The following is a 17,203-nucleotide window of genomic DNA, read 5'->3' as shown; positions in this document are numbered from 1 at the left end:
TTTAAATTCTGCACTATAAGCTTTGTGCTTTATTGACATAAAAAATCACCCCATTATGTAGATTGTACACGACCTTTTATTGACTGTCTACATAATGGGGGTAAGACCAAAACGTGAGCCCCTTTCAAGTTATTGATTCTACTTACTTAGAAGTCTTTTTTATAAAACTTTTATCTATTATTTATATATGCATAAAATTGAATATTTTAATATTTTTATTTAATTTTTCCAATGATAAAGCTCATTTAATCAATATCTCTTTTATAATAGTTTTCTAAATACATATAAAAATATATCTTGTCTGTATATCCAACTAATTAGATATTCTTTCAACTTCTTTACTTCATATTTTTTTATTTATTAAATAATAAATAAATGTACAGTTCAAAATAGAAATTATAGTTCTTATGACACCAGTAAATTTATCTAATAGATCTAATCCATACATTGGACCAAAGCAAATTAATATAAATGGTATAATTAATGGAAGATAAATATCTAGCTTTGATATAATTATCATTAATACTATCAATATTGAATCAATAATCCAAAATCCTAAAAATGCTTTTAATAACTTTTTACTTTTTAACCAATTTGCTAATAACACAATTACACCCCAAATTAATATATATACTATTGATACTATTATATTTTTAACTTTATTGCCCTCACACTAAAAATTCATTAAAATTTAAACTTGAACAAATAATTATATTCAATCCCCCTAGAATAAGTATGGACACTTTTTTACCTTTATTTCTAAACTTTCTTTTATATTATCTTTCAAAATAATCCTCCATTGGAATTTTATTTTATTCGATTTTGATATTAATATCTTACAATTAAAAACTTACAAAAATACTCTCTTATTCCTTAAATTTTTATAACAAAATATGTATTTAGTAATGGTGTGCTTTATAAGCATTAGAATATTAACACAAAAAAATAGAGCAATTCAATTTATTTGCTCTATCTTTCTAAAACTAAATACTATGCTATTTCTTCAGTTACTCTCACTTCTCTAAGTTTTTCTTCTACTAACTCTATAAGCTTTTCTTTGTCAGCTTCATTATTTACTACATCCATATTATCCATATCTATTATTAAAACTTCTGATGCATTGTAACAATTTTCTACCCATGCATCATAATCTTTCCATAAGAAATGGTAATACTCTTTTAAGCTGTCATCAATTTCAAACTCTCTTCCTCTTAATGCTATTCTATTTAAAACTGTTTCAAAAGAACCTTTTAAATATACCATTACATCTGGAGCCTTCTTAGGAAGCTCTTCTAATTCTTCTAGCATGTTATGTAGAAGATCTTCATATATTTTCATTTCTAACTCATTAATTCTGCCAAGCTCCATATTTTTCTTAGCAAAGTACCAATCTTCATAAATTGATCTATCTAAAACGTTATTATTATGTACTAATGCTTCTTTTATACTTTTAAATCTAGTGTTTAAGAAGTAAAGTTGCAATAAAAATGGATATCTCTTCTTTTGGATTTCTTCTTCACTTTCACTATAAAACAAAGGTAAAATAGGGTTATCATCTACACTTTCATAAAATACATCCGATTTAAAGTGCTCCCCCAAAATTTCCGCTACAGAACTTTTCCCAAGGCCTATCATTCCACCAACAACTATCAACATGCTTCACCTATCCTTTACTTTTTGTCTTTTTCTATATTACATAATTAAAAATTTACTTTCAAGTCTTGACTTTTATTTTAATACCATATATGGTATTAATTCTTTTAATAAAATACCGTATATAGTAGTTATACTATTCTTAAAATCTATATATTCATATTTATTTGAATTATCAATAAGTTTTAATTGGATATGTACGTCATATTAAAATCAAGCTATGGTTCATTTAATTGAATATATTCAAGAAAAATTAAATAGCTAATGATCTCCAAAATAAATTTAAGACAATATTGTAATTAATCTAGCAGATAAATAATTTTCATTTATCAGTATCTATAACTATCTACATACTGGTATATTAAAGAAATTCTTCGTTGGAAAGGAAAATTCTTAAAGCCTAAATAAACACGAAATAAGTTCAATATAGAAAAAATGATTAAACAATGATATAAAAAATTCAAAAAAAACTCCCTATAATATAGAAAGTTTTTTAATATTCTTATTAATTATTATTCAACACTTATATAATACAATTTGGCTTCATCACATTTTTAATAAATGGGAAATTAATGCACTCTTTGGCAACTGGCTGACATAGCTAATTTTATATATTTAGATTAATAATCTCCTTTTATGATAAAATTATTCTTTATAGCACTACTTTATATTTTAATACATATATCAATATAAGACTTGTCCAAAAAATTATATATAGATAGATAATCTCTAAGTACTATTCTAAGATATTCTACATATATCTTACATTTATATTATTAGCCAAAGTTTTGTAACCAGTACCTCTTTGTAAATAGTCTGAAGTATCAACTCTATAATATTTTTCTTCATCAAGTTCCTTCCCATTTACAATTATTCTATTGATTTGATTGCCATCATGTTCAATTATAGCACCTGAAATATGAAGTCTTCCTAAAAATCTTCCTCTAAACCCTGATCCTGTGCCATCTTTGTAACAAATCTCTGAATCTAATGATTGCTCTAAAGCCTCTCGTATATACTTACCTTGGATTTCCATATAAATTGGGTTTAATGGTGATGGACATATTTCAATTATCAACTCTGCTCCAGCTTTTTCACCTGTACCTTGAAGCATTACATCTTTAAAATCATGATAATCTCCTGCATCCAAAATCAAAGTATTTTCATCTTTTAACTCTTTTATCTTAGTAGTAAGCCTAGCAAAGTTTTCAAACCTACTATGAACATCCTTAGTATGTAATATCTTAAATCTCACAACACTATATCCCTTCTAAATATATTAACTTTATTACTAACATTGATATAGCCAACTACTACAGTCCCAACATTTTTAGTTAAAATTACTACTAAAAATGTTGGGACTAATACTATTAACTTTTCATTAATTCTTGTATTAATTTCTTATTAAAGAAATTCTATATTAATTATACTTTTATAACAATTCTTTTCTTAACTCTTCTCCTGATTTTGGAGATAAATAACTAAATGGTATATCTAGTACTGTACGTGCTCCTGTTTGACCCTCTTTATGTAATCTATACACAGCTCTTGCATAAGATAATAGAACACAAGAAGTAAACTCTGGATTACTATCAAGTTTTAAACTAAACTCCATTCTCTGTTTTGTGCCATCTCCTGTAACGCCTGTACGAATAACAAATCCCCCATGAGGCATACCCTTATGATTTTTATTCATTTCTTCTTCGGTTATAAAATTTACTGTTGTATTATAATCCGAGAAATAATTAGGCATATTTATAATTTCATGTTTAATATAATCTAAATCCGCATCATCTTCTGGTACGACATAGCAAACTCTCTCATGTTTTTCTCTAGCTGAAAAATCTGTATTCTTTCCTGTACGAATCATTTCAATAGCACTTTTAATGGGAACAGTATATTGAACGCCATCCTTAACACCTTCAACTCTTCTAATAGCATCTGAATGTCCTTGACTTACACCTTCCCCCCAAAAAGTATAATCTTTTCCATTTTTAAGTACCACCTGCCCTAGAAGACGATTTAATGAAAATAGACCTGGATCCCAACCAGCTGATATAAGTGAAATAGTCCCAGCATTTTTAGTTACATCATCTAACACATTAAAATATTCTGGAATCTTTGCATGAGTATCAAAACTATCTACTGTATTAAACATTTTTGCTATCTCTGGTGTTTGATCTGGTAAATCAGTAGCAGAACCCCCACAAAGAATCATAATATCTATTTTTCCTTTATAACTTTTAATCTCTGAAATATGTACTATCTTTGAAGTAGCCAATAATTTTTTTGGATTTCTTCTTGTAAAAATAGCCTCTAATTGAAAATCTGGATTTTGTGCTAAAGCTAATTCTACACCTTTACCAATATTTCCGTAACCTACAATACCTATTCTAATCTTATTGCTCATATAATTCCTTGACTCTAAAGCCAAGTCCCCCCTTTTTACCTTTTTATAGATTTTTAATTTATCTTTATAATAATATTACCATATAATATATCTTTTTCCATATAATATTCTTAGCATTTAATAATTTATGGATATTTGCAAAATAAATTTCTTTTATGTACCTTACGAAATCATACTATTTCTATATAATTAAAAGTTTATATATGTAGTTATCTTATGTAATCTTAATTTTAATTTCTGCTAATATATTAACTTCTCCTAATATAATAAAATTGTCAAGCTAAGTGTAACATTTAGCTTGACAATTAATAATATATACCGATTATCACTTAAATATTTAACTTTCTAATTGTAGTATTTATAGATCTTGCTTTGTTTTTCCAAATATTTATTCTTCTATATATTTTATATTTCTAAATGAAGAAAAATCTAACTATTTATTATAAAAATCTTTAACCTTATGATTCAATGAAATTAATGAATTATATTCCTCAAAATACAGCTCTAACTCTTCTTTATTTTTCACTTTAATCTTAAACCCTTTTTCATTTATTACATTGTAATTTTCATAATTATAGTTTTCTAAATACATTATATCTTTTAGCCTTTTATTTCTTACTTTAACTGCCATATTATTAGATACACTTATAATATCGAAATTTTTCCCGTAATCAAATGTCTCACCCTTTACTTTTACTACTTCACCATCTTTAAATATATTCTCTATTTACTTCTTGTGATTTATTACCACATCAACTTAATAAGCCTAATGATATTACTCCTAATATTGCTAACATCGTTATGTTTTTATTATTTAACATATTTCTTTCCTATAAGTCAAAAGATACTCTCCACAATAAAACTTTTCATTTAAGTCATATTGTATTGGACATTCATCTTTCTTTATTATTGTTAAAGCTCCATTATAAATATTATTTAGATTTTTTAGTATTTTGATAACTTAAATGAAAAAAAGATGATATATCATAGCAATGTTATAAAATCTTAAGTTAATAACATTATCCTGATAAATCATCTTTTTTATTTACATCAACTTTAATATTTCTTTTTTTATATCCACAAATTCATCACTAGTAACTATATCTTCATTTCTTTCTTTTGGTAGATTAACTTTTATTTCACCTTTTATACTTGCAGGTTTTTCTGATATTATATATATCCTATTAGAAAGTAATATTGCCTCTTCTATATCATGAGTTATAAATAATATAGTTGAATTCATTTCTTTAGTTAAATCTAGAAGCCACTTTTGCATCTTTCTTCTTGTCATAGAATCTAACGCTCCAAAGGGCTCATCTAAAAGCATTATATCGTTAGATGTTAGATAAGTTTTTAAAAAGTTTGCTCTTTGCTTCATTCCACCAGATAATTGGGATGGGTATTTATATTCAAATCCATTAAGTCCAAAATCATCTATGTGTTTTTTCACTTCTTCCCTTGCACTCTTTTTACTATTTCCCTTAAATATAAGCGGAATACCTATATTATCTATAACTTTTTTCCAAGGCACCATCATATCCTTTTGATACATATAGCTTAAGTCACCATTTACTTCTACCTCTCCACTATCACTATTTATGAGATTAGTTAAAATATTGAATATTGTACTTTTACCACTACCAGATGGACCTAGAATAGATACTAGTTCTCCTTCCTTAACTTCTATATTAATATCTCTTAATATCTCCATTTCATCGAAGGATTTAGATATATTTTTTAACATAATTCTATTTTGATAAGAACTCATTTGTATAAGCCTCACTTGCTTTCATTTCCTTATTGATTAATTTATTATCATATAAGAATTTTGTATAATTGTCCCACACGCTATCTTTCATTTCTCCCCAAATCTTAGTATCTTCCATATATTTATCTGCAAGATACTTTTGGCTTTCTATTGCAAGTTCTTCACTAATTTCAGGCACCTTACTTACCAATAATTTAGCGCTTTCTTCAGGGTTTGCTATAGCTTCTTCATATCCCTTAGTCGTTGCTTCCATAAACTTCTTAGCTAAATCTTTTTTGTTATTAACAGTATCTTCAGTTGCTGCAATAATTGGTGTGTAATAATCTAAAGCTGGATCTAAATCTCTAACTGGTATATAGTTTATATCAAAGCCTCTTAACTTAGCTTCAATATTAGTCCACGCTTCAAATGTCCACTCAAAATCTAAATTATTCTTAGTTGCTATAAAGAAATCTTCTGTTCCTGCATCTACAATTTTTAGCTTACTAAAATCAGCTCCATTTTTCTCCATAACAGCATTTAATATAGCTTGTTCTGATGGACTTCCCCATCCACCATAAACTTTATTTTCAAAGTCCTTAACAGTTTCAATACCCTTTTCTTTTGGAGACGCAAAACCTGATGTATTATGCTGAATTATTGCTGCTATTGCTTTAACTGGAAGTGGATTATCTGATGTCCTTGCATATGTTAAATCTTCTTGATAGCTTACTGCAAAATCTCCCTTACCAGCAGCTAAAAGTTGAAGTGATGACCCCTCTGATGGTTGTATTATTTCAACATCTAATCCAAGTTCTTTATAATATCCTTTTTCCTGTGCAACATATAATCCTGTATGATTAGTATTTGGTGTCCAATCTAAAATTACAGTTACCTTTTCTAAACCTTCAGAACCCTTTACTCCTTTCTCTTGTTTGCTACATCCAGCAAATAATGTTAGTGCTGTTACTGATGCTAATACTACTGATATAATTTTCTTTTTTAACATTACTATTTCACCTCTAAATTCATTGTTCTTAATTTCATTTCTTCATACTTAGTTTTTTATTATTCCAAGGAGTAAATACCTTTTCAATTAAAGAAACTAAAAGGAATATTCCCATACTTATAACTACTATAATTACTATTGATGCAAACATCTTATCTAATGCATATGCACTTCTTGCTCTTGTCATATATACTCCAAGACCTTTATCTCCTCCAAGCCACTCTCCAATTACAGCTCCCATAATGCTATATGTTGCTGCAATTCTCATACCTGAAAAGAAATTTATCATTCCATAAGGTAACTTTAAATGTAAGAATACATTAAGTTTAGATGATCCCATCAATTTAAAATGATTTATTAAATCCTTATCCACACCTTCAAGCCCATCAACTATACTTATTACTATAGGGAAAAAGCATACTATAACTACAACTATTATTTTAGGCAGTGCTCCAAAACCAAACCAAATTATAAATAATGGTGCAAGAGCAACTGTTGGTATAGTTTGAGAAATAACAAGTACTGGATATAAAGCTCTTTTTATTAATGGAACCATATCCATAATCACTGCTAATATAATAGACAATGCTATTGCAATTAAAAATCCTAACATTCCTTCATATAGTGTTGCTAAAATATGTGGTATCATAGTTTTAAAATCTTTAATTAATACTTCTATAACATCAGTTGGAGCAGGTAAGATATACTTTTCTATTCCTCCAACATTCACTATAAATTCCCATATAATTAATAAAATTAAAATAAAGACTATAGGTGCTATCTTATTTCCTATACTTCTTAATCTTTTCATCCATCGTCACGCCTTCTTTTTTATAGTCTATTTTAACCATAGATACTACTCTTGATGCACCTTCTTCAGTACAAATTTTTTGAGCTTGTTTTACTATTTCTAATAATTCTTCAAGTTCACCCTCCATTGTTGTTTCCATAGCCCCTACTTCGTACTTAACACCAGTAGATTCAATATATTCAATAACCTTGTCCACAACAGGATAAATTCTATCCTCCCTTACTGTTGGTATAACTTGAAGACTTACATTACAAAGTGACATTGTCTTTTCCTCCTTTTAATAAATTTATAAAGTAAATAAATATTATATCTTGTACATAAAACAAAAATACAGTATCTCTGATTAGAAATACTGTACTATAGTTCAATTTGTATATTTATATTCAATAACAAATAATCTCCCTACGTTGGCATTATCCAAATCAGGTTCATGGGTCAAAATAGTATCAATTTTATCTCAGACAGTTCACTGCCCCCCCAGATTTCTATTTACTTTTTATAATTCCATTTTATGCATATTTACTCTAAATGTCAAGTCAATCAATAATCCTTATCAATTAAATAAATCTATTATCTAATAAATTTAAGAAGTCTATTACTTATTATATAATTATTCTAAGTATTGCTTTTATTTGCTCCATATAGCACATTTATAAGTCCTAAAATTCCTACTATTATTTTTATTATTGTCATTGATATTAAAATAGAAAATAATATTACTTAATTAATAATTTTAAAATAATTCTTTTCTATATTCTTTAGTAATTCATTAAGCTCTATCTTATTATGCTGTGAAACCTTTTTAGCTACATCTATTATTACACTTGGATAACCATACTCTCCATTTACCCATTCTAATGCTGTTGGTCCATCAGTTTCTATAAGCAATTTGTTTAGTGGTACTTTATCTAAAACCTCATTTGTTTTATCTGAATAACCTATATCTACACTTATTGTAAAATAGCATCCAAGTTTAATATATTTCTCTAAAATGCTTATGTCCCCACTATACCAATGTATAATAGCTTTATTGTAATTATACTTTTTAAGGGTATTATAAATTTCCTCTTCTGCACCTTTCGTATGAATGCTTACAAACTTATTTCTTTTAATGCTCTCTTTTAATATAAAATTAAAAACTCTTCTTTGTGCTTCATAAGTGCTTGTATCTTCTACCCAAACATAATCTAAACCTATTTCTCCTATTATTTCGCTTTCTTCTATATAAGGTATAATATCTTCTAAATTCCCGTTATATTCTGCTGCTTTCCACGGATGAATTCCAAAGCATGGCTTAATAAATTCACTTTGTTTACTATACTCTTTATTTTTCATATAACTTTCTATATCCATGCTATTTGATAAAGTTAGTATTTCATTCTTATTAATATCTTCAATTGCTTTTTCTATATTTTCTTCAAAAAAATCTAAATGTGTGTGTGCATCTATATACATATTTCCTCCATAAACCCTAATTTAACTAACATACTTAACTTTTTTAATTTATATTCTATATTAGTAATTTCTTAATTATCTCCTTTTAATGTTACTGATATAATTTCTGGTCTATTAAATACTCTTACCGGAAATAAACTATTCCCTAATCCCCTACTAACAAACATTGTAGTTTTACCACTACTATAACTTCCACTAGTATATTTAGGGAAAAATCCTTGATTTGGAGCTATAATGCCTCCCAAAAATGGAATTCTAATTTGTCCTCCATGAGCATGTCCTGAAAAAACTAAATCCATGTTATTTTTAGAATATATATCAAATAACTCTGGTCTATGCGAAAGTAAAATCTTAAATCCTTCAATACTTGACCAATTACTTAAATTTCCCTCTATATTACTTATATCAGTTCCATCTATATAATTTGTTGTAAGAAAAGATGGGTCAGATACCCCTAAAATATATATAGTACTATTTTCTTTTGTAAGTTCTAACTTAGTATCATCTATGATATTAACTCCTGCCTCAATCAATCTTTCTGATATTTTATCATATTTTCCTGACCATGCTTCATGATTTCCTGAAACATAATAAATTGGAGCAATTTCTATGACCCCATTAATAAAATCCATTGCTTTATCTAAATTATATCTACGCCTATCTATCAAATCACCTGTAACTACAATAATATCTGGTGATAACTTTTCTATTTTTTCTAATATTTTTGATTGCTCTTTTCCAAACATTTTATTGTGCAAATCAGAAATATGTACAATTCTAAAGTTATTAAAATTAGATGGCACATCATAGCTTGAGTAATTAAAACTAGAAATTGCAATACTATTATTTTGCCAAATGACAAACACATATAATGCTATAATTAATAAAACTAATAATATTAACATCTTCACCCTTTTAGATAAACCTCTCATTATCCCTCCATAATTATAGTCTTTAGTTAAATATCTATTAAATCCTACTTAACTTATTAATTAGCTAAAGTATATCATGGCGTTATATATAAATCTAGATTACATAATTACTTAAATTATTTGGCATAATATAAATATTTCTTAGATTTACAAAATTAAGAATCCCGTATATTCATTTTAATACTACGGTATTTTACATCTATTTTTTTAATTCAATTTTATTTTTATTATTATTTAATCACATAATAACTCAATATATATTAATAGCTGCATCTATAACTAATATATCTTCATTCTTATATACCTCTCCATTATAATAAATGTCCTTATTCTCTTTAAATAGTACTAATATATTATATTTAGTATATTATTTATAATTTCACTTCTACACCTTTTGAATTTTTATTTAAATTTAACTGTAAAAGCATAACTCCTATACCACTAATTAAGAGCATTAAATAAAAGCTGATACCTCTACTAAGTAGCATAGCAGAACTTATTATCTGAATTGGAAATAACGTCTTAAAAAATATTAAGAACCCTTTTTCTCCTACTCCTACCGCCCCTGGCAATGGTAATGCTGCACCTGTAATATATAAGGTAGACTGAATCAAAATGAATTGAATTAAAGGCACAGATGACATTCCAATAGATTTATATACCCAAAACGGAATACTATGCAATGCTAAGATTTGTACTGTGGTAGTAAGAACAGTTTTTACTATAAAAAATGTATCATTTTTAATATAATCTGCACCTTTTTTATACTTTTCTATCTCTATTAATGCCTTTTCATTAAATATTATAGATTTTTGATAGTTAATGTGTTGTAAAACTTTAACACATGAGTTCACAACTTTAAAAATAAGCTTTTTTGAAAAAATAGATGCCAAGATTAATACTAATAAAAGCACATTTAATCCAATACCTAAAAATAGTAATATACTAAACTTTCCAAGAGTTCCTTTTAAAAATTCAAATTTTATTATTACTCCCATAACAGCCATTGATACAGTAACAAATTGATATGTTGCAAGACATATCAGTAATGCAAGCATACCATTAGAAATATCTATCCTTTTTTTATGCATATAATAAAGCTGCATTGGCTGACCTCCAGTGGCTGAAGGAGTTATAGAACTGAAAAAAATTCCTGTAAATGAATATTGTACACATTGAAGTAGTGTTGTCCTTTCTTTAAAGATTTTTAAACTACGTCTTATATTTATAGCTTCACAAAGAACCATAAGAAACATAGCAGCTATGCCAATAGCAATATATCCTAAATTTACACCTGAAACTATTTTTATAATCTCTTTAAAGTCAGCATTGAAAAAAATCATTTTGAATGTTATTACAACGATTATTATAAATAATCCACCATTTTTCAGTAAATTTATTAGTTTTTTATATTTACTCATAAAGTTCCTCCAAAGTTCCAAAAGTAACTCCTAGTGATTTCCAAATTGGAAGAACTATCTTTAATGCTTCAACAGTTCTTTTCGGAGCATCATTTTTCCCTCGTCCATCATGAAGACAGATAATATCTCCTTTTTCTGTTTCACGAAGCAATCTATCTGCTATCGTTGTTGCTTCTATATTTGCCTTCCAATCTCCTACAATTACATTCCAAAGAACAATCTTTAAATTTAATTTTTTTATTTCATTTATAGCCGCCAAGCTAAAATGCCCCCAAGGAGGTCTAAAAAACTTCGGTTCAATATCAAGTTCTTTTAATATATCCATACTTTTTGAAAAATCTTTTCTTATATTCCATGGTGCCTGAAAAATTTCATTTTTATGTTCTAATGAATGTAATCCTACTGCATGTCCATCTTCTTTGATTAACTTAATAATCTTAGGATTATTTTTAGCAAATTCTGCTACAACAAAGAATGTTGCTTGAACTTGGTAAGACTTTAGTACTTTGAGAACTTCTATAGTGTATTTATTATCCACACCATCATCAAATGTCAAATATATATTTTCTATTTCTTTTTCTCTTCTATTCTTTTTCTGTTTTCTATTCCATATTCTATAAAACAATGTAGGAATTATTCCATATACTATTAAATATAATATCATTACAATTATCCACATCTTTTCTCACATTCCTTTCGTAAACTTTCTTCAGTTTAGATTCAGAAACTTCATTCTTCAAAAGTTGCATATTATATTTCATTTCTCCCAAAAGCCTCTCATTACTTATTAAAGATATAATGTCTTCAGATATATTGGAGTTATTTCCCCAAGCAATTTTTCCTATAATCATTTTTTCAATAAATTCAGCATTTCCAACCTCTTGAGATAAAAATGGTTTAATAATATATAAAGGTGTGGTAGTATAAATAGCTTCAAAAGTTGAAATTCCTCCTGGCTTAGTGATTAGTAAATCTGACCTTTCCATATATTTATATACTTGATCTGTATAACCAACTACATCTATTTTAGGGTAATCTTTTTTAATCTTTTTTAATAGTTTTTTATTTTTACCAGTTATAATTGTAATATGAACCCCTCTTGATTCATATAATTGATCTAATATATTATCAAGGTTTCTTATTAACCCAAGTCCTCCTCCCATTATTAGGATTTTCTTTTTATTATCAATAAATTGTACTTCCACTTTCTTTTTAAAGCACTTCCTTACAGGTATTCCATTTATAATAATTTTCTCAGCAGTAACTCCTTTTGATAAAAGGAGTTCCATTGTGCTTCTCGCTGCTACAAAATACATATTAGTCCCATTAGAAATCCATCCATCATGAACTGTAATATCAGTAATATATGTATATAGTTGAATATCATCTTCATATTCCTGCTTATAGGTTGAAATAAATCGAGAACATGCAGACCACGTAGATATTATTAAATCTGGATTATATTTTTCGATTAAAGAATTTATTTTATTTAAATTTCGTCTCTTTAAACAAGTTTTTTCATGTTTCATAGCAAAATTATTTATAAAATTGTATACACATGAAAATCTACAGATAAAAAGAGTAAAAAATCTATAAACTAATTTATGCATAATAGGAAACAATACCTTTACAATATCTACAATTTCAATAATATCATCAGTATTAGATTCAAGTAGTTCTTCCTTAATAGCCTCTGCAGCACAATAATGCCCCATTCCAAAATGGCTAGTTAAAATTAATATTTTCATGTAATTCTTTCCTTTCTTTTGTTTATGCTGAATGTACAATAACTATAATTAAAACTTACTTAAATGATAACATTCAATTATTAATTTCAACTTTATAAAGTCTTAAGATTTCCTAAAAATTCATTTGATATAATTAATATAGATAGAAAAACTTTAAGGAAATCCAGTAACTGAGAATAATTCTATTAAAGTCATCAACTTTAATATAGATAAAATATCTCTTAATTCCTATTTATGCTTCTATAATTATTGTTTAGATATGCTTGAATACACTTTCCCATAGATTAACTTTAATGTACATGCTAAGAAGTTTCTTCTCAATAGACTTTTTCACCTTCAAGTTGTTTCTTATTCTGAGCACACTATAAAAAAGAAGGGAGAGAATAATTAACATCTCCCCCTTCGTCTTTAAATTTTATATTTATTATATATTTTAATTTTCTACTTTATAAATCTCATAATAAACCTTTAATGGATTCATTGCTTTATTCCCAACAGCCGAATTAAAAGTTCTTCATCATTAAAATCATATTATCTTAAAATTTGTGCATATCCTGATATATTAGTTAATGGTGTCTTTAATTCATGAGTAATATTTCTAAATATATTTTTTTCTTGCTCATCTTTTAACTTTAGTTTTTCACTCATATTATTAAATGTATTTATAAGTACACCTATTTCATCTTTTGATGTTTTATTTATCTTTTCAGGATAATTTCCTATAGATATTTGAGAAATCTTATCCTTTAAAATTATAATTGGTCTTATAATAGTCGAAGATAAAAAGTATATTGAAATAAATATTAATAAAAATAATGTTAATACTATTACATTAACAAGATTTTTTATGTTCTTATTTCTTAAATACTCAGAAGTATAATCTTTTATTAAAACTAAGACTCCTATATTTTCATTATCTTTACCATAAATAGGAGAGCTTAATTTTCCTATTATATTTCCATTCTTGCTTTCTATATCTACTACGCTTTTATTATTCTTTGCAAGATCAAAGGAAAATGGCATTTCTTTTAATATATTTAAATCGATTACTCTTTCATTAGTAATTCCTGTTGCCAATACTCCCCCATCTAAACTATAAAAAATACCTTGACAATTTACTCTTTCAACAATAAATTTCATAACTTTATTATTAAAATCATCTTTTAACATATTCTCTTTTTTTATATTATTTATTATTATATAATCTTCTAAGTTCTTAGCCGAAACTTTATAAATATTACTCATATCTTTTGATATATGATCCTTGAAATTCTTATCAAAAAACTTGTCCATTATTAAATTAAATAATAGTATTTATAAAACAAAAATAAGTCCTAAAACTATTCCAAATTTACGCCTTATTGTTAACATTTTTCTCCTTTAGCATGTATCCTACTCCAAAAATAGTTTCTATATTAAAGTTGTCTTTTAATTTTTTACGTAGTCTTGTTATATGTACATCCACAGTTCTTGTATCACCTAAAAAATCATATCCCCAAACTAAATCTAATAATTGATTCCTTGAATAAACCTTGTTTGTATTTTTACAAAGAAATGTTAATAGTTCAAATTCCTTAGGCTTTAATTGAACTCCTTCATTATTCACATGAACACTTCTACAAGCTTCATTAATTACTATATTATCTACAATTATTTCCTCTTGTTCTTTAGAAGCAACCAACTTTTTCATTTCATCTCTTCTTCTTATTGCTACTCTAACCCTTGTTATGACCTCTCTTATATCAAATGGTTTCGTTATATAATCATCTGCTCCAAGCTCTAATCCCAATATCTTATCCATTATTTCAACTCTTGCCGTAAGCATAATTATTGGAATTTTATAACTTGAAATATTTTTACAAACACTAAATCCATCTATATCATTTAACATTATGTCTAGTAATATTAGGTCTGGATTAAAATTCTTTATTTCATCTTTTGCTTCTAATCCATTTGGATTTACTTTTACTTTATATCCTTCCTTCATTAAAGCAAATCTTAGTATTTCACTTATATCCCTATCATCTTCTATAATTAATATATTCTCTCTCATATTTCTCTCCCAAATCTACTATTTAATTTTTATTATAAACTATAGTTGTTAATAATATTTTCTAAATTATTTCCAAATTGTAACCTTCAAAAATTTTCTTCGAATTCCTTCATAATATTCTCTAGTATAATTTTTTTTGTTTTACAGCTATTGAAGTATCCTTATGTTTATAGTCTAAATAAATATCTTTAATTTTTAATTATATCTTTCTAGAAAACTCTTTTAATCTAATTTTCCCCTCGCTATTTATTAATACATACATTATACAATTAATTCCAAGTAGAATAAAGAAAAAAGACGACCTCTATATAATGAAGAAATCATCTTTTAATATATTTTTCTAAACTTATATTATTAAATCAAATTTAGATTTAATAGTTTTTTCTAATACTATATTTATAAAATTTACTTGTTAAATATCATTTATTTCTAAAGAAATATTTATATTTTTATTTTTAGGCTCTAATATTGTCATCTTCACTCCGGCTGCACTTAATAACCTTTTAGAAGCTTTAACATTATCTGAGTCAGAATACTTATCTGAAAGATATACTACTTCTTTTATTCCAGCTTGTATTATTGCCTTTGCGCACTCATTACAAGGAAATAGTGCAACATAAATTTTGGAGCCATAAAGATTAGTTCCTCTACTATTTAAAATAGCATTAAGTTCGGCATGTACTACATATGGATATTTCGTTTCAAGCACATCACCTTCTCTATTCCATGGAAATTCATCATCTGAACATCCTCTTGGTAATCCATTATATCCTTGACTTAAAATCTTATTATCATCATCAACTATACAAGCCCCAACTTGAGTACTCGGATCCTTACTTCTCTTTCCAGCAAGAATTGCTACTCCCATAAAATATTCATCCCAAGATATGTAATCATGTCTTTTCATTTAAATCCCCCTTAAGATAACTAAAGAATTAAAAACAAAAATTTACGTTGTTTTGCTCTACCAAACTTAAAATTCAATTAAAACATGTTTTAATTAAATTCTTGAATATTTTCACTCATTATAAATTCTACGTTTTTCACTGATTTACAAATATATTTTAATTATAACATTAATTTTGAAATATTCTATATTATTTAACAAAGACAAGTACTATTAAATTTAATTTATTACCTTAATTTAAATTTAACTAAACATATAAATTAGAGATGATGTTATAATGGAAGCGTAATCATTTTCTCAAATTATTATATAATATAAAAAATATCAAATTATTAAAGGAAATTTTTAAATCTTAAAAATTTCATGTTTATAAATTATTAAAATAAGATAAAAATAAAGTCAAAAGGAGAGCACTTATGAAAGCTAAAAAATTAACATTTATGCTGGTTGTTTTACTATTAATAATTCCATTTACAGCATGTTCAAAAGATAATGAGGAAAATCAAAATTCTAAAAATGAAGTAGAAGAAAATCAACAAATGAACGATGATATAAATAATGTTGATAATAGTGATACTAATGGCACTAGTGATTCCTCATATAATTCAAACAATACAAAAATAAATGAAACTACTCAAGAACCTAATCCAGCAGATCAAGTAACCCAAATAGAAGGAAAAAGAAAAGAATTTATAGAAAAATTAGATAATATCCAAAAAGAACTTGATTCATTACCTGAAAAGAAGGATTCAGATGCTGGAATAACAATTGCTATGACAAGTTATTATGGAGTATCCTATGATATGTATGACAAAGCATTAAATGAGATTTATGCTTTACTAAAAGAGCAGTTATCACCAGAAACAATGCAAAACTTACAAAGTGAACAAATTAAATGGATAGAAGAAAAGGAGGCTACAGCAAAGAAAGACGCTGAAAAATATAAAGGTGGGACATTTGAATTTGTTGCATATAATTCATCTTTATATGGGACGACAAAAAACAGATGTTATGAGTTAGTTAATAATTATATGACAGATTAAAATAATAAATAAAG

Annotated in this window: 18 protein-coding genes and 1 riboswitch; of the genes, 1 reads left to right on the top strand and 17 read right to left on the bottom strand. The window is 26.3% G+C overall.

The features are described from left to right. Positions 1-343: 343 nt before the first annotated feature. The 17 genes from J7M87_RS04675 to J7M87_RS04595 all read right to left on the bottom strand — a co-directional run bounded on the left by J7M87_RS04675 (position 344) and on the right by J7M87_RS04595 (position 16,146). Entirely contained in the window at positions 344-607 is a 264-nt protein-coding gene (locus J7M87_RS04675; RefSeq protein WP_291649162.1) for a hypothetical protein, read from the bottom strand. 383 nt (positions 608-990) lie between these two features. Beyond that, on the bottom strand, positions 991-1,656 hold the full coding sequence (locus J7M87_RS04670) for a deoxynucleoside kinase (protein WP_291649160.1): 666 nt from the start codon (positions 1,654-1,656) through the stop codon (positions 991-993). Positions 1,657-2,404: 748 nt separating this feature from the next. Next, on the bottom strand, positions 2,405-2,908 hold the full coding sequence (locus tag J7M87_RS04665; RefSeq protein WP_291649158.1) for a 5'-nucleotidase C-terminal domain-containing protein: 504 nt from the start codon (positions 2,906-2,908) through the stop codon (positions 2,405-2,407). A gap of 177 nt (positions 2,909-3,085) precedes the next feature. After that, the gene (locus tag J7M87_RS04660) at positions 3,086-4,063 is read right to left on the bottom strand and encodes a diaminopimelate dehydrogenase (RefSeq protein ID WP_291649168.1); all 978 of its coding nucleotides are present in this window, start codon (positions 4,061-4,063) and stop codon (positions 3,086-3,088) included. Between the two features lie 433 nt (positions 4,064-4,496). Beyond that, positions 4,497-4,694: a hypothetical protein gene (locus J7M87_RS04655; RefSeq protein WP_291649156.1), complete on the bottom strand. Its 198-nt coding sequence runs from the start codon at positions 4,692-4,694 to the stop codon at positions 4,497-4,499. Between the two features lie 414 nt (positions 4,695-5,108). Further along, positions 5,109-5,831, bottom strand: coding sequence for an ABC transporter ATP-binding protein (locus J7M87_RS04650; protein ID WP_291649154.1), 723 nt, complete (start codon positions 5,829-5,831; stop codon positions 5,109-5,111). Next, positions 5,812-6,819, bottom strand: a complete 1,008-nt coding sequence (locus J7M87_RS04645; RefSeq protein WP_291649151.1) for an ABC transporter substrate-binding protein — start codon at positions 6,817-6,819, stop codon at positions 5,812-5,814. The genes J7M87_RS04650 and J7M87_RS04645 overlap by 20 nt, the downstream gene beginning before the upstream one ends. A gap of 34 nt (positions 6,820-6,853) precedes the next feature. Beyond that, entirely contained in the window at positions 6,854-7,630 is a 777-nt protein-coding gene (locus J7M87_RS04640) for an ABC transporter permease (RefSeq protein WP_291649149.1), read from the bottom strand. Next, a complete protein-coding gene (locus J7M87_RS04635) occupies positions 7,602-7,892 on the bottom strand; it encodes a thiamine-binding protein (RefSeq protein ID WP_291649147.1) in 291 nt (96 codons plus the stop codon). Before J7M87_RS04635 ends, J7M87_RS04640 begins: the two co-directional genes overlap by 29 nt. Before the next feature lie 120 nt (positions 7,893-8,012). Further along, a riboswitch (TPP riboswitch) is annotated at positions 8,013-8,120 on the bottom strand. Between the two features lie 230 nt (positions 8,121-8,350). After that, the gene (locus J7M87_RS04630; protein WP_291649145.1) at positions 8,351-9,085 is read right to left on the bottom strand and encodes a TatD family hydrolase; all 735 of its coding nucleotides are present in this window, start codon (positions 9,083-9,085) and stop codon (positions 8,351-8,353) included. A gap of 71 nt (positions 9,086-9,156) precedes the next feature. Beyond that, the gene (locus tag J7M87_RS04625; protein WP_291649143.1) at positions 9,157-10,017 is read right to left on the bottom strand and encodes a metallophosphoesterase; all 861 of its coding nucleotides are present in this window, start codon (positions 10,015-10,017) and stop codon (positions 9,157-9,159) included. 371 nt (positions 10,018-10,388) lie between these two features. Continuing rightward, positions 10,389-11,438: a lysylphosphatidylglycerol synthase transmembrane domain-containing protein gene (locus J7M87_RS04620; protein ID WP_291649141.1), complete on the bottom strand. Its 1,050-nt coding sequence runs from the start codon at positions 11,436-11,438 to the stop codon at positions 10,389-10,391. Continuing rightward, the gene (locus J7M87_RS04615; protein WP_291649139.1) at positions 11,431-12,102 is read right to left on the bottom strand and encodes a polysaccharide deacetylase family protein; all 672 of its coding nucleotides are present in this window, start codon (positions 12,100-12,102) and stop codon (positions 11,431-11,433) included. Before J7M87_RS04615 ends, J7M87_RS04620 begins: the two co-directional genes overlap by 8 nt. Further along, on the bottom strand, positions 12,053-13,186 hold the full coding sequence (locus tag J7M87_RS04610; protein ID WP_291649137.1) for a glycosyltransferase: 1,134 nt from the start codon (positions 13,184-13,186) through the stop codon (positions 12,053-12,055). Before J7M87_RS04610 ends, J7M87_RS04615 begins: the two co-directional genes overlap by 50 nt. Positions 13,187-13,717: 531 nt before the next feature. Then, positions 13,718-14,431, bottom strand: coding sequence for a HAMP domain-containing protein (locus J7M87_RS04605; protein ID WP_291649134.1), 714 nt, complete (start codon positions 14,429-14,431; stop codon positions 13,718-13,720). 106 nt (positions 14,432-14,537) lie between these two features. Then, positions 14,538-15,239, bottom strand: a complete 702-nt coding sequence (locus J7M87_RS04600; protein ID WP_291649132.1) for a response regulator transcription factor — start codon at positions 15,237-15,239, stop codon at positions 14,538-14,540. 412 nt (positions 15,240-15,651) lie between these two features. Further along, on the bottom strand, positions 15,652-16,146 hold the full coding sequence (locus tag J7M87_RS04595; protein ID WP_291649130.1) for a dCMP deaminase family protein: 495 nt from the start codon (positions 16,144-16,146) through the stop codon (positions 15,652-15,654). 416 nt (positions 16,147-16,562) lie between these two features. Between J7M87_RS04595 and J7M87_RS04590 the strand changes: the two genes are divergently transcribed. Then, positions 16,563-17,189: a lysozyme inhibitor LprI family protein gene (locus tag J7M87_RS04590; RefSeq protein ID WP_291649128.1), complete on the top strand. Its 627-nt coding sequence runs from the start codon at positions 16,563-16,565 to the stop codon at positions 17,187-17,189. Positions 17,190-17,203 lie beyond the last annotated feature (14 nt).

The organism is Clostridium sp., assembly GCF_017888565.1.
Taxonomy (GTDB): domain Bacteria; phylum Bacillota; class Clostridia; order Clostridiales; family Clostridiaceae; genus Clostridium.
The sequence above is the reverse complement of the archived record's forward strand: the minus strand, read 5'-3'. Positions and strand labels throughout refer to the sequence as shown.